Raw genomic sequence first — 22,933 nt, forward strand, 5'->3', positions numbered from 1 at the left:
GTGTTTTTATTTTCTGAAAAATGGAAAATATGCTATGTTGGAAGAATGATAAGACATGGGGAAAGGGTGGAAAAGGAATGGATCAAGTTGAGTTTCAATATATTCAAACAAACGGCATAAAGCTCCATACAGCAATGGCTGGTCCTGAAGATGGCCCACTGCTGGTCCTGCTGCATGGATTTCCTGAGTTTTGGTATGGTTGGAAAAATCAAATCCTCCCCCTAGCTGAGGCGGGGTATCGTGTCGTTGTTCCTGATCAAAGGGGATACCATCTGAGTGACAAACCAGAAGGAGTCGAATCATACGTCTTAGACAAATTAAGAGATGATATCGTGGGATTAATTAAGGCGCTGAGCCCAAATCAAAAGGCTATTGTCGGCGGACATGATTGGGGCGGAGCTGTTGCTTGGCATCTTGCTTCAACCCGTTCTCAATATGTAGAAAAATTAATCATCGTCAACATGCCGCATCCTCGTGTGATGATGAAGGTCCTTCCGTTTTATCCGCCGCAGTGGAAGAAGAGCTCTTATATCGCATTCTTTCAGCTTCCAAATGTACCAGAGGCAGCCCTTCAAGAAAATCACTTTCAAAGACTGGATGAAGCAATTGGACTGTCTACAAGACCTCATCTGTTCACGAAGGAAGATGTCTCAAGCTATAAGTTGGCATGGACGCAGCCTGGAGCCATTACGTCCATGTTGAATTGGTATCGAGCGATTAAAAAAGGCGGCTTTGAAAAACCGATTTCCAAACGAATTCTCGTTCCTGTCCGCATGATCTGGGGAATGGAGGACAAGTTTCTAAGCAGAAAGCTCGCAAAAGAAACAATCAAAATTTGCCCAAATGGACAGCTGATTTTTGTCGATGATGCCACTCATTGGATCAATCATGAAAAACCAGATGTCGTGAATAAGCTCATACTCGAATTTTTAACATAAAGAAATAAGCTCTGATCATATGACCAGAGCTTATTTGTTTTATCCGATTTGATTCTTTTTCAAGGAAACAGGTTCGTCGTCCCAGCATTCAATCTCTTCATTGTTTGGAACAGCGTTTTTATAGAAAACAGGATCTTTGCCTTCTTTTTTCTGTCTCATGTAATCCTTCAGTGCTGCAAAGGCGACTTTGGACAACATGGTAATGGCAATGAGGTTGACGATGACCATGAGACCCATGAATAAGTCGGCTAGACCCCAAACGAGAGGAACAGTCGCAACAGCTCCGAAAAGAACCATGCCAATGACAGCCACACGATAGATGTTGAGCCAAATTTTATTCGCTCCCAAGAATTCAATGTTCGTTTCACCATAGTAATAGTTACCGATTAACGTACTAAAAGCGAATAAGAAAATCATGATCGCTAGGAATCCAGAAGCCCAAGGCCCAATGTGCTGACTTAATGAAGCCTGAGTTAGCTCAATTCCTTGCAGATTGGTTGTTTTATACGCATCAGAGAACAGGACAAGAAAGGCTGTACTTGTACAAATAATTAACGTATCTGTTAACACACCAAATGCTTGGATTAACCCTTGTTTGACAGGGTGGCTCGTGACAGCAGTTGCTGCTGCGTTAGGCGCACTACCCATACCGGCTTCGTTTGAGAAGAGACCGCGTTTAATCCCTTGTAACAATGCTCCACCTAGTGTACCGCCGGCAAACTGTTCAAATCCGAAAGCGTGCTTCACAATCGTACTGATGACACCTGGCAGTTCAGTGATATTTGTGATAATGACAAAGAAAGCAATCCCGATGTAAGCAACGGCAAGAACAACGACAATATATTCAGATGCTTTTGCAATCGCTTTGATCCCTTTGAAAATAATCGCTGCAAAAATAACAGCCATAACGATTCCGACAGTTAAACGATCTAGACCAAAAGAGTTTTTAAAAGCGACGGTGATTGTATTTGATTGCACTGCGTTAAAGACAATCCCAAAAGAGATCGTGATCAGGATGGCAAATAAAATTCCCATCCAGCGCTTATTTAACCCTTTTTCCATATAATAAGCAGGTCCGCCGCGGAAGCCTGTTTTATCTTTTACTTTATACACCTGAGCTAGTGTACTTTCAACAAAGCTTGATGCAGAACCGATAATCGCTACGATCCACATCCAGAAGATTGCGCCAGGTCCACCGATCGCAATAGCGATGGCAATCCCTGTGATATTCCCTGTTCCAACACGTGCTGCCATACTGATGGCAAATGCTTGGAACGGTGAGATTCCCTCTTTTTCTTTTCTTCCTTCTTTTAGAACACGCAGCATTTCTTTCAGCATTCTGACTTGCAAGAAGCGTGATCTATATGTGAAGTAGACCCCTACTCCAAGTAACAGAGCAATGACAAGATAAGTCCAAATAAAATCATTTGTAGTTGTTAAATAAGATAGCAAAGCTTTTTCGTTCATAACATCACCTCTTCGAATTCATCACTGTTCTTTTTAAAAAATACTGAGATCCCACTCTTTGGCGAGTTTCTTCAGCATCATGACACCGGTAATACTATTTCCACAATCGTCAATGGCAGGACCATAAATGCCGATCCCGCAGCCTGTCTGAAATGGGAATTCTCTTCTTGCGCTTGGCGGAACGCAAGCCATGATTCCTCCAGACACACCACTTTTGGCTGGAACGCCTACGAATGCCGCAAAATTACCAGACGCATTGTACATGCCGCATGTCAGCATCAATGCCTTTGTTAGTCTTGCGATATCTTTTGGGATGACTTGGACTTGTTTAAAGGGATGGTAGCCATCACTTGAAATAATCAGTCCAATCAAGGCGATGTCCTCTGTTGTGACCTCAATGGAACATTGCTTTAAATACACTTCTAACGTGTCCTCGACATCTGATTCTAAGTAATTGGTTTCTTTTAAATAATAAGCAAGTGCCCGGTTGCGGTGTGCAGTTGCCCATTCTGATTGATAAACCTCTTCATTAACAGAAGGACGCTTACCTATTAAGTTTTCGATTAAATCGAAAATATATGCTAGCTTTTCTGTAGAAGTCTTTCCAGGAAGGATGGAGGATACGGTAATAGCTCCAGCATTAATCATTGGATTAAAGGGCTTCCCTGGTTTATGCATCTCAAGGCGGTAGATCGAATTAAATGCATCACCAGTTGGCTCTACATCTACCCGATCCAAGACGTACGCAACGCCTCTTCCTAAACAGGCAGCTATAAAGCTGATGACTTTTGAGATACTTTGCAGGGTAAAGGGAACGTCCCAATCACCATAACGTACAGATGATCCATCTGGGCCTATCACGCTGATACCAAGTTGAGAGGAATTTACTTTTCCGAGTGCTGGAATGTAGCCAGCGTTCTGCCCGTTTTTGTAATACGGACGTATTTCTTCTGCCCATTGATCAACAGAAGACTGGCATGCGTGTTGTGTATTATTAGAAATTGCTGTTTTCATACGATTCCTCCAATCAAAAATCAAAAAGTACCCTATTGAATTGGCGGATGACAAAAAATGCGATCAAATAGGCACGAAAACATGTTACACATCTTCAAAGAACTTGTCATGCGCTGCTTGTACCACTCCTTTACACCTAAATATATGTTCAAATGAAGGCTTTGGCGACGAAACAACAAAAAGGGTTTTTAGTGAAAATTCAGAAAACGCTTACATATAGTTTCACTAAAATTGTTCATTCAATTTATCTTGGAAACTACACAATCTGACGAAAATCTACAGAAAAACTTACAAATAAAAATTAGTCTACATGCAATTGTCTAAACAATTCCCATTATTGTAGACAATCTCCAAATCGTAGAATAGCTGAAAGGTCACCATGCCTCCTCGGAGAATAGTCATAAAAAATGATTTTGAAGAGAGAAGAAGCCGTGAAAATAATTTTTTTGCTCATTGTGAAGCAAAGAGTCTCCTTGTATACTGTGGCTATGTAAACAGGGGAAGGGATGTCAGTCATTTGAGTTTAAACCAGCTTGTCAAAAAAGACGCATTTATTTTGATTTTTATGATCGTCATTGTGCCGCTTGCGGGAGAGCTGAAGTTTTATCCTGTGAATGAAACATTTCGCATTAGTTTTGGGGCACCTGCGTTTTTCTTTTGCTTATTACTTTTAAGAAAATCAAGACCATTGCTGCCAGGGTTTTTAACAGGCGCAGCCATTGTCCTATTTCGGGTAGGTTTAGATCTTATTCAGCAAAAAGCTGATCTGGCTCTGTCATTTTATCAGCAGTTTCCAAGCTTCTTTTTTTACTTTACTTATGCTTTTGTTTTCTTTGTTGTCCGTACAGGACGTTTTAAGCAGCGTTCCATTTTTATTGGGCTGATCGGACTGATGATTGAACTGCTTGCTGATTTTGTTGAGCTGTTTGTACAATTTTTAGTGTTTGATACAACCATGACTTTCTCAAAGCTGAGTGATATGATCCTCATTGCATTTGCTCACAGCTTCGTGGTCATCAGCTTTTTTAATATGATGAGACTGTATGAGGCACAATCAAGAGAGAAACAAATCATGAAGCAAAATGAGCATATGATGATGGTCATTTCAAATCTATATGAGGAAACAGTTCATTTAAAGAAAACGTTAAATCATACAGAGCACATAACGCAAGAATCCTATCGGCTCTATCGTCTGCTGAATGAACATGAGGCGGGAAGGAAAGTGAGTCAGGAGCTGCTGAAGCTTGCAGGGGAAATACATGAAGTCAAAAAGGACAATCAGCGTATTTACGCCGGGCTTTCAAAGCTGATTTCAAAGGAAAATATGCAAGATTATATGAGGGCAGAGGATCTTGTTCAAATCGTGATTCGCATTCAAGAGAAATATGCGCTATCTCTCGGGAAGAACATTTCCTTTACATCTGATATAAAAGGCATTCACTTGCATGAGTATCATGTGTTCATTTTCTTATCGCTGATTAATAATTTAATGGCAAATGCAGTTGAAGCAATCAAGGATGATGGAGCCATCTCACTCGTATTAAAAGGGAGTCATGATAAAATAGAGATTCGGGTTGAGGATGATGGACCGGGTATTCCTGAGAAATTGAGAGAGATTGTATTTGATCCTGGATATACTTCAAAATTTGATGCATATGGAACACCGTCAACTGGGATTGGCTTATCCTATGTGAGAGAGCTGGTTCAAGAGCTGGACGGTCAAATCCAGATTGAGCAGAAAGAAACGAAGGGAACAGCTTTTCAGCTTGTCCTTCCGATAAAAAATTTAATACAGAGAGGGTGAGTGTATGCGATTTTTCATTGCAGATGATGATCGTGCAATACGCTCGATTTTAGGTCAGATCATTGAGGATGAGGATCTAGGAGAGGTCGTGGATGAAGCTGATGACGGCATTGGATTAGAGGCGCATTCATTGAACCTGAAAAAAGTAGACATCCTTCTGATTGATCTTTTAATGCCAGCTAGAGACGGCATTCAAACCATACGTCATATTCACCCTGAATTCAAAGGAAAGGTCATCATGATATCTCAAGTAGAAGCAAAAGAGATGATGGCAGAAGCCTATGAACTTGGAATTGAATATTATATTCATAAACCCGTCAATCGAATTGAGATTGTCAGTGTCATTCGAAAGGTCATGGAGCGGATCAAGCTGGAAAAATCAATTTACGATATTCAAGCTTCTCTTCGGCATGTGCTGCCATTAGAGCCAGTGATTTCTCTTGAGACAGGTACTGGATCAAAGCGAAGAACGATGAAAGAGGCAGGAGAATTCCTCCTATCTGAATTAGGAATTGTCGGAGAGAGTGGCTCTAAGGATTTACTAGAGATCTTGATCTACTTACATGAAACGCAGACAGCCAATTCTCATGAGGTGAATTTTCCGCCATTAAAGCAGCTATTTATCAAAACGGCGGAACGAAAGCTTGGTCGTGGTGCGGCGGATGTGGAAGTGATGCGGGAAGTGAAAGCAGCAGAGCAGCGAATTAGACGAGCCATCCATCATTCCTTAAATCATTTCGCATCACTAGGGCTCACAGATTTTTCAAATCCTAAATTTGAGCACTATGCGTCGAAGTTTTTTGATTTCACTGATGTCAGCCAAAGAATGAAAGAAATGCAGAAAACTTCTTCGTCCGCAGGGTCAACAGGCAGGGTCAATACGAAAAAGTTCGTGCAAATCTTTTATTTTGAAGCAAAGCAGCTATTCGAAGGGATGAGCTGAGGGAAATCTATTGGAATGATTGGAGAAAATAAACAGAGACAGAGTGCTTTTGACTATGAGCCGCCTTGCTCTTATAGACGTCTTTGTTATTTATCTGATCATTCTGATTTTTCTTTTTTCTTGAAAATAAAACTCTCCTGTGCAATCGTTTGTTAAAATAGTGAGGTTAGACTAGAATGTCGGAGGTTTTATTTTGGGAAAAATTAAACGAAATGCGCTCTGCCCATGCGGAAGCGGAAAAAAATATAAACATTGCTGTGGTCAAAAGTCAGGCGGAGAACAAACGTCTGAGCTTGTGTTTAAGGAAGCTGTACAAGTTCAAAAGGATTTAATGAATTATGCGTTCTCTAAGCATCAGAGAGCGATCAATCAATTCATTAATGAGTTTTCTTTCCTAGCAGATATGGATAAAGAAACGCAACAAATCTCAGTCTTTCATTTGAGTGTATGGGGCATCTTCTTCCGCCCATTAACAGATAAGAAAGAGACCATCTTCCAAGAATTCCTGACAAAAAAAGCAGAAGATATTACCCGTCCTAAAACAAGACAAGTGGTGGAATCTTGGACAGACATGGAGCCATCTTTGCTTTTATTAAATGAAAAAACGGACGAGTCTCTTTACTTTGAGAATATGGTGACAGCTGAGAAGGTTGAAGTTGATGTGAAGCCGGATCAAACTGTGCTGCCAGAGAAAGGTAGTCTTGTTCTAGGTTTCCCTGTTCAGTTTGAAGAAAAGGCAGAGTTTTTCATTCAATATACGATGTTTGCGAAAGAGTTTACTGATACGCTTCTTCTTCAGGTTCGCCAGCTCGTTGAAGCGCATGAGGCAAACGGAAGAGCACGCAGCACATTTATGAGAGAAGCCTTCCCTGAAGTGCTGAAGTGTATGTTTGCGAAGCAAGAAGTTGAAGAAACAGAAGCGCCTGCTCAAACAGAAGGAAGTACAGTAGGACTATCAGCAGATCGTATGGAATGGGCTAGTGACGTTCAGCTGGAAACAGCCAAGCTGATTGAAGACGGGATGAAAGAGCACGGTGACCAAAGCCTGACAGATGGCGCTTTAACGGTTTGGAAAGCTTACTGTGATCAGAAAGCACCTGTGATCCGTAAAGCGGCGTCATTTGCTGCAGGAATCGAATATTATATTCATTCACTTGCAAGCGATGCCCCGCTTTCTCAAGCACAAGTTGCTAAAAAGTATGGAATTAGTGCGTCCACTGTATCGAGCCGATTTAAAGACATTGAAAAAGCGGTCAAAGAAGAGCAAGAGACGACTGTATCATAGCATGAAAAAAGACGCGGCACCTTTCAAGGAGCCAGCGTCTTTTTTTCATCATCTTGTTTTAATAAAACCACTCATGTATTGCTCTGTATTATAATCATTGAGGTCAATTTTCCACTGACCATCTCCGTTACGTTTCATTTTCACTTCATACTCAGCAGGGCTTGAGACTGGAGGAAGCTTTTCAAACTCAGATGCGTACATATTCAAGCTTTTCTTATACAATTCTTCTTTCGAACGGATTTTGCCGTTGTAAAACTCATCTCTTTGTTTGTCTAGTTTGTCTTTTAAGTTAGAAGCATCAATACCGGTTACTTGAGCGACAACCTTCGCTTCATCATCTGAGATGGTTTTCACACTTGTTTCCACTTTCGCTTTATCCTTCATTGTATTTTGCATACGTTTGTACATGGATAAAATATCGCGGTCACTGACTTCGTTTCCATATATGCCTGCACTTCTCTTAAAGTCTTTCACAAACATTTCGTGATATTTATTAACGACATCTGATTGATTGTCACCTGTTAATTCTGAGAATTGATCATTCTTTTTGTCAAAAACAATGAGATCTGTATAAGCAGATAGTGCTTTTGCTGGGTTATCTAGCTTTTTCGCTGTATCCAGTATTTTTTCTCCATCTAGTTCAATTTCGATCGAATCGCTGTTTTTCTTGATGCTATCTTGGTACACGAACTGATATTTTTTGCCTTTATCTACTAGGAAATAAAGCGCTCCTGATAGTGATTTCCCTTTGTTCAATGACCCAAGATCAAGGCGGTCTTTACTGCCGTAGAATTTTAAATCAGAGACTTTGGCATCGTCCTGATAAAGGGTGAAATCAGAGTTATATAGTGAAAGGGCTTTGTCACCTTTGTTCGTGATCGTCAGGTTGACTTTTAACACCAATTCATTGTCTCGCAAGGTAGTTGTTGAGTCTTCTGGTAACGTATATTCGTAGCTATTCACTTTTACCTCTGCTGTTTTTGTTGATTTTTGGTCATCCTTTGTTGATTTTGCTGAGCTCTGGCAGGCTGCAGAGATGATCATCACGAATGAAATCATGAGGAGTGCACTTATTTTTTTAAGATTCACAGTTGATGCTCCTTTGCTTTTCTTTCGTCATTTTCTTCCCGCTATCTGACTAAGAAAAAAGAAACAGATAGAATGGTATATTCGGGTGTTAAAGGGGAAAATCTCCTAATGACGATTTGCACTATTCATTCTATCGAATTTCATTCGTGATGAGGAATAGGTTTTAGTCCCTATCTTTGATAGATTTTTACACAAATGCCTATAAAAAACGGAATTTAATAAGTAGAATATACTAGTTAATAAGAATTAATTTATCTATTTATCATGGGTTTTAAATGTTTTGTGTGTAAAAATCTTGAAATGGAGGTAGTTTTCATTTTAAAAGATGTGTTAGGATTCACATCGCAAAGCTTTTCGTTTAAGTATATCTTCATCATACGAATTTTTTTACTTTCAAAGCGTCCACCTCCAGATTGATTTTCAGAGAGCAGAATACTTGAATGTTGAAAATGATTCATGGGAAAATAAGGATGATTAAGCAGATAAGGGAGATGAGCTTTTGAAAAAAGTAACGCTTGGACGAACTGATTTACAGGTGAATCCGATAGGGCTTGGAACAAATGCAGTAGGCGGGCATAATTTATTCCCGAATCTGAGTGAAGATGCAGGGCGGGAGCTGGTAGAAACAGCTCTTGATCATGGTGTCAATTTCTTAGATTCTGCTTTTATTTATGGGCTGGGCCGTTCAGAAGAATTGATTGGTGAGATCATTGCCAAAAGAGGCGGCAGAGACGAACTGGTTCTTGCGACAAAAGGGGCTCATAAAGAGGTAAACGGGCAAATCGAACTGGATAATAGCCGAGATTTCTTAAGACAGCAAGTCGAAGACAGCCTGAAGAGGCTCCAAACCGATTATATTGATTTGTACTATATGCATTTCCCAGATGGCCGCACGCCGCTGGATGAAGTGGCAGGTACTTTAAAGGAATTGAAGGATGAGGGGAAAATCCGGGCAATTGGGGCATCAAACCTTGATTTTGAACAGCTTCAAACCTTTAATCGAGATGGATACCTAGACGTGCTTCAATCAGAGTATTCTCTGCTGAAACGTCAGGCTGAGCAAGACCTTCTCCCATACTGTGTGGAGCATGGGATTTCCTTTATCCCTTATTTTCCATTGGCGTCAGGCCTGTTGACCGGGAAGTTTACAAAGGATGCGACATTTGATGATATTCGAGCAAAGGACCCGCTTTTCCAAGGCGATGCTTTCCTTCAAAACCTCGAAAAAGTAGACAAGCTGAAGGCCATTGCGCAATCAAAACATGCCGAAACAGCTCATGTAGCGCTGGCGTGGCTATTGGCGCAGGATGGCATTGATGCCATAATTCCGGGTGCAAAACGAGCCGAGCAAGTCTTACAAAACTTGAAAACAAACGATGTTCAATTAACAAAAGAAGAAATCAACGAAATCGATCAGATCTTTTCATAATATAAAAAATAAGGTGCCAAGTAGCACCTTATTTTTTATGCCATTGTGAGAGGAATCTTGATCACGAGCCTCAGGTTTGGAGAACGATACGTAAAATCAAGCGTGCCGTCTGCCTTTTCAACAAGCTGATGAATGATATAAGTACCCATACCTTGATGATCACCGCCTTTTGTCGAGCGGCCAAACGTCTTGAACAGATGATCTAATACGTGTTTTTCCATTCCCTTCGTACTGTTTTCACAATGAATCAAAAAGAGCCCGCTCCGGATGGAAGTCGTGATCGAGATGTTTCCCTCGTTCCCAGCTTGCTTCGCTTCAATGGCGGCATCTAATGCGTTATCAAGCAGGTTGCCAGTAAAACTCACCTGATCCGCTTTAGAAAAAGGAAGAGAAGAAAAGGGTGCTTGAAGATCTAGTGAAAGGGCAATCTCCTCTTTTTCAGCCCGCTGGAAAAAGGAATGAAGGGAGGAAGCCAAATAAGCATTTTCCCCTTTGATCCAAGGGAAATGTTTCACGTATTGCTGAATCAAATCTTTGATCTCATGCTCGTCATTCGATGCGGAAAAGGCATTTAAATGTCTAGCTGTTTCATGGTGTTTACTTCGCAGCTCAAGCAGCAAGTCATTGGTTCTCGACTCAGCATGAATCAGCTCTTGAAGCCGTCCATTTAATCGTTGCTCTGTTTGCATCACCTTGAAGGAAAGGAGATCGACTGTCAAAATGATGAGGACAGTTAGAAGATGGCTTAGTCCATTTCCGTGCGTGAGAAAAAGTGAAATGCCTGAACAGGTAATGAGCACAAAAGCGCCTAATATCACGTAACCACTCATACCTAGCCAAAACCTTTTGTAAATGAAAAAGGTGTAAAGGCACAAGATGCAAAAGGTCAGAAGCCACACCATGCTTGATGACAAAGGCAGAAAAACTTTAGCTGTAGCTTGAACTGCAAGACCCAGCCAGATGAGCGTATATATGCGAAATCCAAGATAGAAAGCGTTCACGTTCGTTCTCCTTAAAAGTAGTATTTCTTAAAATATTCTAATTGCTGCTTCGTCATCATGGCTTTTTTATCAGTCCCTTCAAAAGACACGATAAATGAATTTTTGGCATACGCCGAAAAGTTCTTGATGTAATGAATATTGATGATAAACGAGCGGTGGGAGCGGATAAAGTCTTTCTCAGCTAAATCACCTTTTAACTCGTTGAGAGTTTGGTATGTTTGAATATCTCCTGTTGTTGTGACAATGGTCGTCGACCTGCCAGTACGTTCAACAAAGATGACATCCTTTTTTTGCAGTACATGGATATTTGATTGCTGCTTGATGAGAAGCCGTCCGTGAATGCTTTTCTCCTGCTTGGTGGACATGTAGCGCTCTAAGGATTTGGCGATTCGATCAGCTTGATAAGGCTTCATAATATAATCATGGACATTCAAATCAAAGGCATGAACAGCATACCCACTGTTTCCCGTCACAAATACAACATCCACATTCAGTGCATGAGAGTGAATAAGATCTGCTAATTCATAGCCTGACATGCCAGGCATCTCAATGTCTGCAAACAATAGATCAATGTCGCCCTGTTTGACCTTCTCATATGCCTCCTCTGCTGACTGCGTCACAAAAACGATGTCAACGGCATCCATTCTGCCGACAATGGCATGCAGCTTTTCTAAATCCACTCGGTAATCATCGACAAGACCTACTTTTATCATAAAAATCACCTATGACTCTTCTTATTATTTGTCTATTTTACCATTTGTTTTTTAAAATGGTTCATTTCAAGACAGAAAAAGGACGTTTCGCGACATTTTTATGTCAGACAGGCGGTATTTTTTCTATCATAGACGTAGATAGTCGAAAGGGGCGAACCAAATGATTACTCTCAGCGATTGTAGTTGCTGGTTTACAGATAAGAAAAAAGTCGTAAAGGCGATGAAACATATGACGTTCTCCGTGAAGGAAGGAGAAGTCGTCGGCATCTTAGGAGAAAATGGTGCGGGGAAAACCACATTATTACGCGCCGTTGCGACATTATTGGAGCCTACTCATGGAACAGTCAATGTTGCAGGCTTTGATACAGTCAAAGAAGCAACTGAAGTGAAGAAGCGAATTGGGGTCTTATTTGGCGGCGAGACGGGACTTTATGACCGTTTGACGGCTCGTGAAAACCTTGAATACTTTGGGAAATTATATGGCTTAGATCAGCATGAAATCAAAGCAAGAATTGAGGATTTGGCAAAGCGATTCGGGATGAGGCAGTACATGGATCGCAAGGTAAAAGGATTTTCAAGAGGGATGAAGCAAAAGGTGGCGATTGCCAGAACATTGATTCATGACCCTGACATTATTTTGTTTGACGAACCGACAACAGGTTTAGATATCACATCGAGTAATATTTTTAGAGAGTTTATTCATCAGTTGAAACAGCAAAATAAAACGATTCTATTTTCAAGCCACATCATGGAAGAAGTCAGCCTGCTTTGTGATAGTGTCATGATGATACATCAAGGGGAGCTCGTGTACAAAGGAACGCTTCCAGAATTATATGCACAGGAACAAAGTGAAGACTTGAATTACATCTTTATGTCGAAGCTCGCAAGGGGGAATGCATAATGTGGAAAACCGTCTTTTTAAAAGAAATGACAGATTCGCTCAGAGACAGGAAAACGTTGCTCTTAACAGTGTTGATCCCTCTTTTGACGATGCTCGGACTCGTGTTTTTCTACGAAAGCATGATCGCTGATCCAGGCGATAAAACGTACACAGTCGCAATCAATGAAAAGCTTCCGTCCGATATGCATGACATGATCAAAGAAGTGAAAAACCTGAAACTTGAAACATTTGATGACCCGCAGCAAGCCGTTAAAGACGGTGAGGCAAATGCTTATCTAGAAATACCAAAAGATGCAGGCGATATGCTTCAGCATCAAACATCGTTTGCCATTAAAGTCCATGGGTATCCAACAGATGATGATTCAGTGATTGCGGTTCAAATGCTGCAATCGTTGCTGGAGCAATATCAAAATCAAGTCGTAGAAAAGCGTTTGGCACAGGATCAGATCAAATCGTCAGTGATTCATCCGTTTGAGGTGCAATCGGTTGATATGCAAGAAGGAGAGGACGGGGATGGAGAAAACGGGGTGACCACCATGCTGCTGTCGATTCTCCTTCCAATGATTTTAGTGACGTCTGTGATCTCAGGTGCTTTGCCAGCTGCGCTTGATATCGTAGCAGGTGAAAAGGATAGAAAGTCAATTGAAGCTTTATTCCTGACACCGGCCAGCAGACTTCAGCTTTTGATTGGAAAATGGCTAGCTGTTTCTATGTTTGGTATATTAAGTGGCATTGTGGCGATTGGTATGCTGCTGCTCTCTACATTGCTCTTTACAGAAAAGCTGAAACAAGCGCTGAACTTCGGAGATCAAGTGTGGAGCATCATCGGTGTTATGTTTGCGGCATTAATTATTTTCTCATTCATGGTATCCATGATTGAACTGCTGCTCAGTGTCGTTTCAAGCTCAGTGAAAGAAGCACAATCGTACATGTCCATGATCATTACACTAGGTGTGATTCCGATGTTTTTCACCATGAGAGCAGGCGCTATGCAGCTAGATACGTATTACTTTGCGATCCCATTCCTTAATATTCACGCACTATGCAAGCAATTGATGTTTGGCATCGTTGACCCAATGTCGATTGCCCTGACGCTCGGCTCCTCGGCGCTGACAGTGATGATCTTGTTTGTCATCGTGAGAAGTTTGTTTATGAAAGAGAAATGGATGCTTGCGAAATAGAAAGAACATTTCATTGATAGAAATGAAGAACTTGTAGATTTTTTCTACAAGTTTTTTGTTTTGTATGTTTAAGTGAGTGATAAAAAAGGGATCACAATGTGAATGAGGTGATAGAATAAAAATGCTCAGTCGTGTAAAATTGACTTCATTTCACTTAAAAGGGGTTTTGTATATGAGTGATCAATTAGAAGATGATGATGTTTTGGGGTTATGTAATATATATGCTCAGCAAACACATCATTTTGAAGCTTTCATTTTAGGGAATAAAAAAGGGCTGATAGAATTGAGAAATGCAATTGATAGAGCTTTAGAAACAGGTAGTTCTGTTGCACATTTATTCCCATCTGACTATGAAGGCGATGAGCAAAGTTTCGAGAAATTAATCACTCCTTATGTAGAGGAATACATACAAGAAGATGATGCAGTTGATCCGATTGACATCATAAAAGGATATGATGCTGAAAAGGGGAATTCATCTTCATAGTATGTTGTATCCTTTTGTCAGTATACGCCTTGTAATAAGGAGGTGCGAAAATTGCCCGCAGCTTTCAGTTATGGAATCACCTGTTTCATCGCTTTTCTACTAATCATTTTCGTTCTCACGCATAAAAAACTAGAAAAAAAACTAGATCTCACAATTTTGATCGTAGTAGCCACCACATTATTGATGGTGAATGTCTTGTGGGTGTGGGTCACCATCTTCTTCCTTACTTGCTTGTATGTCGGAATCAAATATAGACTTCAATCAAAAAAAGACTAAAGAAAACCCCCGGTTCCCGGGGGTTTTCTTTAGTTCTTGATGAACTTTTCAACCAATGAGCTTGTTTTGTAGTCGTTCAAATCAAGTTTCCATTGGTCGATATCGTTTTTCTTCATGTTCACTTCTACTGTTTCTTCAGAAGATGATGGTCCTAATTTTTTAAATTCATCTGGATAGATAGAAAGTAGATATTTCTGTGCATCATCATAAGATGCTGTACGGTTTTTGCTGTAGAATTCAGTTGCTTTTTCTTTTAAACGATCGACAAGCGGGCTTGCATCAATTGGTGTAAGTGTCACAGTCACGACAGCTTTATCACCGCTGATTGATTTTGTTTTCGTTGATACTTTTGATTTTTCAGCTAATGTTTCTTTCACAGCTTTTAGAAGCTTATCAAGGTTTTCGTCTTTTGCTGAGCTAGATGAAATACCAGAAGAAGAAATATAGCCTTGTTTGAATGATTTATCAAATTCGTTGACGACAGTTGATTTGTTATCACCTGTTAGTTTTTCGAAATCGTCATTTTTCTTACCAAAAATCATGACATCAATATAAGAAGAAAGGGCTTTTGCAGACGCTTGAAGTGTATCTGCCTTTTTCATCAAGTCTTTTCCTTTAATATCGAATTCTAGTGTTTTGTCATCTTTTTTCGATCCAGAACCAGGCTCTGTGTAGACAAGTTGATAGTCTTTTTCTTTATCAACTACATAGAAAAGACCACCTTTTGATACTTTACCTGCATTTAGAGAGCTTGAAGATAATACTTCGTTGTAGTCATCAGGAGAGATGGTAGACACCTGAGCGTCATCTTGGTAAAGCGTAAAGTTGCTTTTATCCACATTCAATGGTTCTTTGCTGATGTTTTTTACTGATACATTCACTTTTAGGACATATTGATCATCCTGAACAGATGTATCGTATTGAGGTGGTAAAGTGTACTCAGCACTTTCTACTTTTACTTCAGCTGCATCAAGGGATTTTTTTGTATCGCTTTCTTTCGCAGCAGTTTTGTCTTTTCCACCACTACAAGCAGCAGCGACAACAGTTACACACAAAATCAGAAGAAACAGGGATAATTTCTTTTTAAACATGAGATGTTTTCCTCCTCGGGTTTTATGGTGAATTTCATTGGAAAGCTTTAGTTCATATCGTTCTTTTTGCACAAAAAGAAAAATACTGTATGTTTTTTACTGTAGAATGAAGCGAAAGTACTGTCAATACCTCAGTGCGTTCGAAAGGTTCATCCACTTCAAGTAGTAAAAATGACACTATGTTGAGAGGAGAAATGTGTATTTTATTGTTTGAAATCTCCTGTAAAAACTCAACATTTTATATTTTAAGGTTTTGAGTCGGATTATTGAATAGGTTCAAATGACTGTTTTTGAAGAAGATGTAGCAAATAGAAGGATTTTTATGACTTGTAAATGAGTCGTTAGTAATGAATATTTTTTCCTGTGATGTGTATGATCACTAGGTTTGTGTGTTGTTGACATAGAGACACTTGTCCAGCGAAATGTTGAGGTATTTAGACAGGCTCTCGACACGGAATGTGTCTTTTCCCTTCAAAATGGCAGTCATCTACACAGAAACCCTACATAAAATAAAAGAGAAATGAATGGGAGGTGGATGTATGGCAGTGGTAAGAGCGACAAGCTCTGATATTGATTTAATGGCCAGACTGCTGAGAGCCGAAGCGGAAGGTGAAGGGAAACAAGGGATGCTGCTTGTAGGAAATGTAGGCATCAATCGTTTGCGTGCCAACTGTTCTGACTTTAAAGGGCTGCGTACGATTCCACAAATGATTTATCAGGAGCATGCGTTTGAGGCGGTCACGCATGGCTATTTTTATCAGCGAGCACGAGAAAGTGAAAAGACACTTGCACGGAGGAACATTAATGGTGAACGATTTTGGCCTGCGAAATTCAGCCTTTGGTATTTCAAACCGCCTGGAAATTGTCCTTCCACTTGGTACAATCAGCCGTTTGTGGCAAGGTATAAGTCACATTGCTTTTACCAGCCCACAGCTGAAACTTGCGAGAATGTTTATAACACCTTTTAGCTTGATGAACAGCACAATCCTTTGTATTCAAGAGGATTGTGTTTTTCTTTTTTTCAAAATGGGTAACCATTGTGTATCAACAAGATGAAGCACGTGATTGGAGGAAATGAAGATGTATCAAGATTTAAAAGGGAAAACAGCCATTGTGACAGGTTCTTCTAAAGGCATAGGACAAGCCATTGCCTTGAGATTTGGACAAGAACAAATGAACGTGGTTGTGAATTATAAAGGCGATGAAGAGGGGGCTGAAGAAACAGTACAAGCCATTCAACAGCATGGAGGTAGGGCGGTGAAAGTACACGCAGATGTCTCCAAAGAGGAAGGAATTCAGGCGTTAATGGATGCCGCGCTGGAGAATTTTAACGCACTAGACGTGTTCGTCAATAATTCAGGCTTTAACGGTGAAGAAGCAATGCCGCATGAAATGACGTTGGAACAATGGCAAAAGGTCATTGATGTGAATATCACAGGCTCATTTTTAGGAGCAAAGGCAGCGATTGCCTATATGATGGAGCATGATGTGAAAGGGTCAATCTTGAATATATCCAGTGTCCATCAAGAGATCCCGCGGCCGTTCAATGTTCATTACTCTACTTCTAAAGGAGGAATGAATATGATGACGAAGACGCTGGCTCTTGATTATGCCGAAGCGGGTATTCGGGTTAATGCGATTGCACCAGGTACAATGGCAACGGAATCAAATGACGACCTTCAAGATGAACAAAAAAAACAAAAGCAGCTTGAGAAAATTCCAATGAGAACGTTTGGCGAGCCAAAGGAGATTGGGTCCGCCGCTGCATTTCTCGTATCAAAAGAAGCGGCCTATATTACAGGTGCTACATTATTTGTTGATGGAGGAATGACACTTTATCCTTCTCAATTAAATGATGAATAATAGAAAAACATCCGCCCCATTAGCCGGCGGATGTTTTTTCTTTGTAGCGGTGTGCTGACTTTGCTGGTTTGCCGAGCAGCATAGGATACTTGCTCAAGAAAGAGATACATGGCACCATGAGCAGCAATGTACCGATCGTATAAAAGAGTGTCCAAGAAAGCTGCGTTGTATCAGAGATATTGATGCCTAGTCCGTAATAAACAAATGCCTTCATGATATCGATACCGGCAAATTGCAGGACGAGAATCACAATGGAATGACGTCCGAGATACGTCAATATCGTGGACGTTTTCAATTTGAAGCTTAAATAAATAACAGCAGCTGAACCGAGCAGTGCACAAGCATAAAAAATGAATAGGTCCCCATAGTCATTGACCCGCATATCAATTCGTGAATTAAAGCTTTGCATATATGCAGTCAGTACAAGCAGACCTGTACATAACAGAAGGGTAGGATCTGTTTTTAATTCCACAAACCATTGTTTTGCTAAAAATCCGATTGAATAAAACACAACAGCCGTTAATGCAACGTTGGCATTCCAAGGGAGACTCTGGTTTAACAATAGCGTGGAAGCATATCCGGCTCCGCCGCAAAGGACGGTCAGTAAAATCAATACAGCTGGTTTTCCTTTTGTCAGACGATGCATTAAGAAAAACAACATTTCCACTAAAAAGAGCGTCGTTAAAAACCAGATGGCTGGGTTATGCGTCAGTCTTGCTTCATCGGCATTTGAAATGAAAATCCCTGTAAAAGGAACGAAGGGATCAATATCTGTTTGCCCCTTAAAGGCGAAAAATCGGGTCACCGTGAACCAGAAAACGTACGTAATAATGGAGAAATAGAGATAAGGTAAGAGCAAGCTTTTCGCTTTTTTCTGTATAAATGACATAGCAGGTTGTGAGGATGATCGAAACATCATACCTGATAGTAAAAAGAAGAGTGGCATATGAAAAGAATATATAAATTGCTTGAATGAATCAGGAATGGGTACATGTGCCATAACGACGAGCAGAATGCCGATTCCTTTAGCCGCATCCACCCAGTCAAGTCGCTTATTCAAGGCCAGTCATCTCCTTCCTTCTCAGCATTGTAAACCGTTACTTCATATGTACCTCTACTATATAAAAGGTACACCTACCATGCGTTTACAGTTCGCTAACGATTAGAAGACACATTTGCGATCAGATGACAGAAGGAAGCTTTTTGACATCTCGATGTTACATTTCCCATTTTTTATGACAATGTAAAAAAGAAGCCAATGAAAGATTGGCTTCAAAATAGTTCTGCGATTCGTTCAAAGGAACGCTGTTTTTCCATTGGATCAAATGAATTGTTTAATATCATGATCTCGTCCGTTTGATAGCGGTCCATTAAGATTTGTAGCTGTTCTTTCACTGTTTGCTTTGAGCCAACAATCATTCGCTGGCGGTTTTGTAACACTTTTTTCTTTTCTTGCTCAGTGTAATGATAGTTCTCTGCTTCTTCTATAGAAGGAACGCGACTGTCCAGCCCTTTTTCAACCCGAAGTAGCCATAAATCTGTACTGGTGGCAATGCGGCTTGCTTCCTCGTCTGTGTCTGCGCAGATCACAAAGACAGCAAACATAGACTGAGGCTGACGTGAGAAAACGGATGGAGAAAAGTGTGACCGATACGCTTCAAAAGCTTGCCGGCCTCGTGCAGGATGAATAAAATGTCCGAAAATATAGTTGATTCCAAGTGATGCCGCCTGGATGGCACTGTTTTCCCCGAGTCCAAGCAACCAGACTGGCGGATAAGAATCAACGAGCGGAGCCGCTTTCACTCCTGCATGCCGATGACCAGAAGGCAGGCTGTCAGATAAGTAAAAAAGAAGGTCCTCCAGCTGGCGGTCAAATTGAGATAGTTCTTTCTTCACGCCGTCTGTCAAAGCGAGTCTCGTCCGTTCAATTCCGCCTGGGGATTTACCAATCCCGATCTCAATCCGCCCAGGGTAAAGGGCTTCAAGCTGGCGGGTGACTTCTGCTACTTTAAAAGGGCTGTACTGCGGGAGTAAAATCCCCCCAGAGCCTGTGCGCAAAGTCGATGTGTGTGAAGCAATATGTGCCATTAATATTTCAGGCGCTGTACTCGCGAGTCCTCTCGTGCTGTGGTGTTCAGCAAACCAATACCGCTCATACCCCAGTGTTTCTGCAAGCTTGGCCAGCTCTGTCGTATGAACCAATGTTTCTTGTGCGGACTGGCCTTTAGGGATGGCGACTTGATCTAATATATGAAGTGATGGCATCATCAACACCCTTTCATCAATACGTTGAATTCTATTCATAAGTATAAAGAAAGTCAGGAACGGAAGGAAATGAAAGGGTTTATCACAGCTATGTACATGAATTTTCTATATCAACATATGAAGTGGATGCGCGCACTGTTTTTAAGCGAGAGGCTATGTAACGGGAACATTCGACAATGTTTCACATGAAACACTTCTTTTACGACATGAATCATTTTTGTCATGGATCTTTCTTTAAAAAAATATCATCATATTGAAACCTCTTTTATACATAGATCGTATATACTAGTAAATAGAAAAAAGAGTAAGAGGCTCCAATGTCATTTCATGAATTTTGTCGAATTTTCATGTATGATGATTTTAATAGGGTCCATCGCTTAATAAATAGATTTTTATTATGCTGGAGGAGTGATTGATTTGGCGATTACATTAGAAAAAGGTCAACGTATTGATTTAACAAAAGGAAAAGCAGGACTAACCAATATTCTAGTTGGACTGGGCTGGGACCCTGTATCACAAGGCGGCGGTTTTTTAGGTAAGCTGTTTGGCGGAGGCGGCGGTGCTGATATTGATTGTGACGCTTCAGTGCTGATGCTGAAAAATGATAAGTTTGTTGAAAATAAAGATTTGATTTACTTTGGTAACTTGAAAAGCAAATGCGGCAGTGTTGAACATACAGGTGACAACCTGACAGGTGAAGGAGACGGAGATGATGAACAAGTCCTCGTCAACTTAAGCAAGGTACCAGGCAATGTGAATAAATTGGTGTTCGTTGTGAACATTTATGATGCACTTAGAAGAAACCAACACTTTGGTATGATTCAAAATGCTTACATCCGAATTGTTGACCGTTCAAACAATCAAGAATTAGTGAAATATAATTTGAAAGATGAATATGCAGGTAAAACATCATTAATCGTTGGAGAGCTTTATCGCCACGAGAATGAGTGGAAGTTTGTAGCTGTAGGAAATGGTACAAACGATGCGAAGCTTGCCGATATTACGAGAAACTACATTTAATTAGAAGGGAGAGGTTCCTAGTGGGAATTTCTTTAGCGAAAGGTCAAAAAATTGATTTAACAAAAACGAATCCAGGTTTAACAAAAGTAGTCGTAGGTCTTGGCTGGGATGTAAACAAGTATGATGGCGGACATGACTTTGATCTAGACGCAAGCGTATTCCTTTTAGATGCAGCAGGGAAAGCAAACTCTCCATCTGACTTTGTCTTCTACAATCAAACAACTGGCGGTGGCGGAAGTATCGTACATACAGGCGATAACCGTACAGGTGAAGGAGACGGAGATGACGAGCAGGTCAATGTTGATCTTTCAACTGTACCAGCAAGTATTGAGAAAATCTCCTTCGTCATTACAATCCATGATGCAGAAGCACGCAGCCAAAACTTTGGACAGGTGTCTAACGCTTACGTCCGTATTTTAAATGCGGCATCAAATGAAGAGCTCATTCGCTATGATTTGGCAGAAGACTTTTCAATTGAAACAGCGATTATTGTAGGTGAATTATACCGTCATGGCGGAGAGTGGAAATTTTCAGCTGTTGGATCAGGCTATCAAGGCGGACTTGCCCGCATTGCAACAGACTTCGGCTTAGATATCGGGTAACGCCCGTTTTCATATTTTCAGAAGATAGGAGAGATACGAATATGGCGATTCAGCTTTCAAAAGGACAACGTGTCGATTTAACGAAAACCAACCCAGGGCTGACAAAAGTGATGATCGGACTTGGCTGGGATACGAATAAATATTCAGGCGGAGCCGAATTTGATTTGGACGCTTCGGCTTTCTTAGTAGATGCAAACAATCGTTGTCAGCAAGACACAGACTTCGTGTTCTATAATAATCTGCAGCATCCAAGCGGTAGTGTTACTCATACCGGTGATAACCGTACGGGTGAAGGAGATGGAGATGACGAGCAAATTCTCGTTGATTTCTCGAAAATTCCTGCTAACATTGATCGTATCGGAATTACAGTGACGATTCATGATGCAGAGGCACGCAGCCAGAATTTTGGACAAGTCTCTAATGCATTTGTTCGTGTTGTAAATGAAGAGGGCGGGGAAGAATTGATTCGTTTTGATTTAGGGGAGGACTTCTCAATTGAAACAGCTGTCGTCGTATGCGAACTATACAGACACGGCAGCGATTGGAAGTTTAACGCAATCGGAAGCGGATTCTCTGGCGGACTTGCAGCTCTTTGTCAAAATTATGGGTTAGAAGTGTAAAGAGAAGAAACAACTTCATTCAAGAGGCGCTGCCAATGACTCATATGAGGGTATTTTCCAAAGTGAGAAAGAAACAGCGATCAAGAATAACAGCAGGCGAAAGCCTGCTGATGCTTCTACACTTATAGGAGGAAAACCAGTTGGACATTTTGAAACATATGTTGGACACGTATGCCTCGTTTTTTGATTGGCATATGTGGGCAGAGGTATTAACAGACCCTGTCTCTTGGGGGCTTATCGGGACCCTTGTTGTGCTTGAAGGTTTGTTGTCAGCGGATAACGCACTTGTATTAGCTGTTATGGTGAAACATTTACCTGAAAAGCAGCGTAAAAAGGCATTAACCTACGGATTAATTGGCGCTTATTTCTTCCGTTTTCTATTTATTGGCGTAGGGATGCTGCTTATTAAGTTTTGGTGGATTAAGGTACTAGGCGCTGCATACTTAGCTTGGCTGGTCATTAAGCACTTCTGGTTAGGTGACGGAGATGACGAAGCGAAGGAATTGAAAAAAGAAGGCTGGATGATTCGTGTATTTGGCGTCTTCTGGGCAACTGTTATTTCTGTAGAAATTATGGACCTTGCCTTCTCGGTAGACAGTATTCTTGCTGCATTCGCTGTATCTGAGGAAGTATGGATTCTTCTTTTAGGTGGAATGCTTGGAATTCTCATGATGCGTACAGTGGCACAATTATTCCTTGTGCTCATCGACCGTATACCAGAGCTTGAGAATACGGCATTTATTCTCATTGGAATTATTGCCATCAAAATGGGCTTAAGTGCTGCTCATATTGAAATCCCGCATCTTGCATTCTTTGCGATTATTATCCTAGCGTTTATCGGAACGTTTATTGTTCATAAAATCAATAAGAAGAAGCATCAAGGTGTAACAAACGAAGCTGCGGCTTCAAAAGAAGAATAGGACGATCAAAAAGGAATGGAGTTGACT

The 22,933-nt window shown here is 40.8% G+C and carries 22 protein-coding genes; 14 read left to right on the plus strand and 8 right to left on the minus strand.

Features of this window, described 5'->3' with window-relative positions:
- Nucleotides 1–77: 77 nt before the first annotated feature.
- Nucleotides 78–938 carry an alpha/beta fold hydrolase gene (locus tag NST01_RS01550; RefSeq protein WP_326114643.1) on the plus strand — a complete coding sequence of 287 codons (861 nt, stop codon included), beginning with the start codon at nt 78–80 and terminating at the stop codon, nt 936–938.
- A gap of 39 nt (nt 939–977) precedes the next feature.
- On the opposite strand, the gene NST01_RS01555 is transcribed toward NST01_RS01550, so the two are convergent.
- Both NST01_RS01555 and NST01_RS01560 read right to left on the minus strand, forming a co-directional pair.
- Complete coding sequence (locus tag NST01_RS01555) at nt 978–2,405, minus strand: alanine/glycine:cation symporter family protein (RefSeq protein ID WP_326114645.1); 1,428 nt, start codon at nt 2,403–2,405, stop codon at nt 978–980.
- 33 nt (nt 2,406–2,438) lie between these two features.
- The gene (locus tag NST01_RS01560; protein WP_017366545.1) at nt 2,439–3,419 is read right to left on the minus strand and encodes a glutaminase; all 981 of its coding nucleotides are present in this window, start codon (nt 3,417–3,419) and stop codon (nt 2,439–2,441) included.
- A 517-nt stretch (nt 3,420–3,936) separates the two neighbouring features.
- On the opposite strand from NST01_RS01560, the gene NST01_RS01565 reads away from it, so the two are divergent.
- The 3 genes from NST01_RS01565 to NST01_RS01575 all read left to right on the plus strand — a co-directional run bounded on the left by NST01_RS01565 (nt 3,937) and on the right by NST01_RS01575 (nt 7,451).
- Entirely contained in the window at nt 3,937–5,223 is a 1,287-nt protein-coding gene (locus tag NST01_RS01565) for an ATP-binding protein (protein ID WP_046526603.1), read from the plus strand.
- Nucleotides 5,224–5,227: 4 nt separating this feature from the next.
- Nucleotides 5,228–6,166 carry a response regulator gene (locus NST01_RS01570; RefSeq protein ID WP_326114648.1) on the plus strand — a complete coding sequence of 313 codons (939 nt, stop codon included), beginning with the start codon at nt 5,228–5,230 and terminating at the stop codon, nt 6,164–6,166.
- A gap of 193 nt (nt 6,167–6,359) precedes the next feature.
- Nucleotides 6,360–7,451, plus strand: a complete 1,092-nt coding sequence (locus NST01_RS01575) for an SEC-C metal-binding domain-containing protein (protein WP_135226915.1) — start codon at nt 6,360–6,362, stop codon at nt 7,449–7,451.
- 48 nt (nt 7,452–7,499) lie between these two features.
- Here NST01_RS01575 and NST01_RS01580 read toward each other — a convergent pair whose 3' ends face one another.
- On the minus strand, nt 7,500–8,540 hold the full coding sequence (locus NST01_RS01580; protein ID WP_039963227.1) for a DUF4352 domain-containing protein: 1,041 nt from the start codon (nt 8,538–8,540) through the stop codon (nt 7,500–7,502).
- A 499-nt stretch (nt 8,541–9,039) separates the two neighbouring features.
- Here NST01_RS01580 and NST01_RS01585 point away from each other — a divergent pair, with 499 nt between their 5' ends.
- Nucleotides 9,040–9,969, plus strand: coding sequence for an aldo/keto reductase (locus NST01_RS01585; RefSeq protein ID WP_007498377.1), 930 nt, complete (start codon nt 9,040–9,042; stop codon nt 9,967–9,969).
- A 35-nt stretch (nt 9,970–10,004) separates the two neighbouring features.
- On the opposite strand, the gene NST01_RS01590 is transcribed toward NST01_RS01585, so the two are convergent.
- Both NST01_RS01590 and NST01_RS01595 read right to left on the minus strand, forming a co-directional pair.
- On the minus strand, nt 10,005–10,799 hold the full coding sequence (locus NST01_RS01590; RefSeq protein WP_326114652.1) for a sensor histidine kinase: 795 nt from the start codon (nt 10,797–10,799) through the stop codon (nt 10,005–10,007).
- A gap of 182 nt (nt 10,800–10,981) precedes the next feature.
- Nucleotides 10,982–11,683 (minus strand): LytR/AlgR family response regulator transcription factor, encoded by a 702-nt coding sequence (locus NST01_RS01595; RefSeq protein WP_135226913.1) that lies wholly within the window; start codon nt 11,681–11,683, stop codon nt 10,982–10,984.
- Nucleotides 11,684–11,843: 160 nt separating this feature from the next.
- Here NST01_RS01595 and NST01_RS01600 point away from each other — a divergent pair, with 160 nt between their 5' ends.
- The 3 genes from NST01_RS01600 to NST01_RS01610 all read left to right on the plus strand — a co-directional run bounded on the left by NST01_RS01600 (nt 11,844) and on the right by NST01_RS01610 (nt 14,249).
- On the plus strand, nt 11,844–12,584 hold the full coding sequence (locus NST01_RS01600) for an ATP-binding cassette domain-containing protein (RefSeq protein ID WP_007498365.1): 741 nt from the start codon (nt 11,844–11,846) through the stop codon (nt 12,582–12,584).
- Nucleotides 12,584–13,765, plus strand: coding sequence for an ABC transporter permease (locus tag NST01_RS01605; RefSeq protein WP_341041373.1), 1,182 nt, complete (start codon nt 12,584–12,586; stop codon nt 13,763–13,765). Before NST01_RS01600 ends, NST01_RS01605 begins: the two co-directional genes overlap by 1 nt.
- Nucleotides 13,766–13,937: 172 nt before the next feature.
- Complete coding sequence (locus NST01_RS01610) at nt 13,938–14,249, plus strand: hypothetical protein (protein WP_017366552.1); 312 nt, start codon at nt 13,938–13,940, stop codon at nt 14,247–14,249.
- Nucleotides 14,250–14,554: 305 nt separating this feature from the next.
- Here NST01_RS01610 and NST01_RS01615 read toward each other — a convergent pair whose 3' ends face one another.
- Nucleotides 14,555–15,616: a DUF4352 domain-containing protein gene (locus tag NST01_RS01615; RefSeq protein WP_035390550.1), complete on the minus strand. Its 1,062-nt coding sequence runs from the start codon at nt 15,614–15,616 to the stop codon at nt 14,555–14,557.
- Nucleotides 15,617–16,155: 539 nt separating this feature from the next.
- Here NST01_RS01615 and NST01_RS01620 point away from each other — a divergent pair.
- Complete coding sequence (locus NST01_RS01620; RefSeq protein WP_008342138.1) at nt 16,156–16,584, plus strand: cell wall hydrolase; 429 nt, start codon at nt 16,156–16,158, stop codon at nt 16,582–16,584.
- A gap of 112 nt (nt 16,585–16,696) precedes the next feature.
- Nucleotides 16,697–17,479 (plus strand): glucose 1-dehydrogenase, encoded by a 783-nt coding sequence (locus NST01_RS01625; protein WP_048001328.1) that lies wholly within the window; start codon nt 16,697–16,699, stop codon nt 17,477–17,479.
- A gap of 19 nt (nt 17,480–17,498) precedes the next feature.
- Here the strand turns inward: NST01_RS01625 and NST01_RS01630 are convergent, their stop codons facing one another.
- Nucleotides 17,499–18,539: an acyltransferase family protein gene (locus NST01_RS01630; RefSeq protein WP_017366554.1), complete on the minus strand. Its 1,041-nt coding sequence runs from the start codon at nt 18,537–18,539 to the stop codon at nt 17,499–17,501.
- 212 nt (nt 18,540–18,751) lie between these two features.
- Nucleotides 18,752–19,744 carry an LLM class flavin-dependent oxidoreductase gene (locus tag NST01_RS01635; protein ID WP_017366555.1) on the minus strand — a complete coding sequence of 331 codons (993 nt, stop codon included), beginning with the start codon at nt 19,742–19,744 and terminating at the stop codon, nt 18,752–18,754.
- A 417-nt stretch (nt 19,745–20,161) separates the two neighbouring features.
- Between NST01_RS01635 and NST01_RS01640 the strand changes: the two genes are divergently transcribed.
- The 4 genes from NST01_RS01640 to NST01_RS01655 all read left to right on the plus strand — a co-directional run bounded on the left by NST01_RS01640 (nt 20,162) and on the right by NST01_RS01655 (nt 22,906).
- The gene (locus NST01_RS01640) at nt 20,162–20,764 is read left to right on the plus strand and encodes a TerD family protein (protein ID WP_008342134.1); all 603 of its coding nucleotides are present in this window, start codon (nt 20,162–20,164) and stop codon (nt 20,762–20,764) included.
- Between the two features lie 20 nt (nt 20,765–20,784).
- Nucleotides 20,785–21,366, plus strand: coding sequence for a TerD family protein (locus tag NST01_RS01645; protein ID WP_008342133.1), 582 nt, complete (start codon nt 20,785–20,787; stop codon nt 21,364–21,366).
- Between the two features lie 41 nt (nt 21,367–21,407).
- Nucleotides 21,408–21,986 (plus strand): TerD family protein, encoded by a 579-nt coding sequence (locus tag NST01_RS01650; protein WP_007498343.1) that lies wholly within the window; start codon nt 21,408–21,410, stop codon nt 21,984–21,986.
- Between the two features lie 140 nt (nt 21,987–22,126).
- On the plus strand, nt 22,127–22,906 hold the full coding sequence (locus NST01_RS01655) for a TerC family protein (protein WP_008342130.1): 780 nt from the start codon (nt 22,127–22,129) through the stop codon (nt 22,904–22,906).
- Nucleotides 22,907–22,933 lie beyond the last annotated feature (27 nt).

The sequence above is a fragment of the Bacillus sp. FSL R7-0166 genome (assembly GCF_038008935.1).
GTDB classification, from domain to species: Bacteria; Bacillota; Bacilli; order Bacillales; family Bacillaceae; genus Bacillus; species Bacillus altitudinis.

Coding starts and splice junctions, on each gene's coding strand:
- NST01_RS01595 (WP_135226913.1), bottom strand. CDS start 11,683: ATGATAAAAGTAGGTCTTGTCGATGATTACCGAGTGGATTTAGAAAAG.
- NST01_RS01560 (WP_017366545.1), bottom strand. CDS start 3,419: ATGAAAACAGCAATTTCTAATAATACACAACACGCATGCCAGTCTTCT.
- NST01_RS01615 (WP_035390550.1), bottom strand. CDS start 15,616: ATGTTTAAAAAGAAATTATCCCTGTTTCTTCTGATTTTGTGTGTAACT.
- NST01_RS01605 (WP_341041373.1), top strand. CDS start 12,584: ATGTGGAAAACCGTCTTTTTAAAAGAAATGACAGATTCGCTCAGAGAC.
- NST01_RS01600 (WP_007498365.1), top strand. CDS start 11,844: ATGATTACTCTCAGCGATTGTAGTTGCTGGTTTACAGATAAGAAAAAA.
- NST01_RS01625 (WP_048001328.1), top strand. CDS start 16,697: ATGTATCAAGATTTAAAAGGGAAAACAGCCATTGTGACAGGTTCTTCT.
- NST01_RS01550 (WP_326114643.1), top strand. CDS start 78: ATGGATCAAGTTGAGTTTCAATATATTCAAACAAACGGCATAAAGCTC.
- NST01_RS01620 (WP_008342138.1), top strand. CDS start 16,156: ATGGCAGTGGTAAGAGCGACAAGCTCTGATATTGATTTAATGGCCAGA.
- NST01_RS01650 (WP_007498343.1), top strand. CDS start 21,408: ATGGCGATTCAGCTTTCAAAAGGACAACGTGTCGATTTAACGAAAACC.
- NST01_RS01570 (WP_326114648.1), top strand. CDS start 5,228: ATGCGATTTTTCATTGCAGATGATGATCGTGCAATACGCTCGATTTTA.
- NST01_RS01610 (WP_017366552.1), top strand. CDS start 13,938: ATGAGTGATCAATTAGAAGATGATGATGTTTTGGGGTTATGTAATATA.
- NST01_RS01590 (WP_326114652.1), bottom strand. CDS start 10,799: ATGAGTGGTTACGTGATATTAGGCGCTTTTGTGCTCATTACCTGTTCA.
- NST01_RS01635 (WP_017366555.1), bottom strand. CDS start 19,744: ATGCCATCACTTCATATATTAGATCAAGTCGCCATCCCTAAAGGCCAG.
- NST01_RS01555 (WP_326114645.1), bottom strand. CDS start 2,405: ATGAACGAAAAAGCTTTGCTATCTTATTTAACAACTACAAATGATTTT.